1 protein-coding gene is annotated in these 258 nt (G+C 56.2%); it reads left to right on the forward strand.

The window, feature by feature from the left end; all coding sequences use genetic code 11:
- The coding region (locus MO387_RS21355; RefSeq protein ID WP_242326519.1) for a VCBS domain-containing protein at positions 1-258 on the forward strand (258 nt) is incomplete at both ends.

The following is a 258-nucleotide window of genomic DNA, read 5'->3' on the forward strand; positions in this document are numbered from 1 at the left end:
CCACCGATCCAGTTCTGACTGACAGCGGCACCTTAACCATTACCGATGCCGACAGCGGCCAGGCGGTATTCCAAGCGGGCAACGGCGTTGCTAGCAATGGCGCACTCGGCAGTCTGACTATCGATGCCGACGGCAACTGGACTTACAACGTCGATAACGCCGACGTGCAATATCTGGCTGAAGGCGAAACTAAGGTCGAAACCTTTGTGGTCTTGAGTGACGATGGCACTGAGCACACGGTCACCATCACCATTACCG

Source organism: Shewanella sp. N2AIL (assembly GCF_022690845.1).
Taxonomy (GTDB): domain Bacteria; phylum Pseudomonadota; class Gammaproteobacteria; order Enterobacterales; family Shewanellaceae; genus Shewanella; species Shewanella baltica.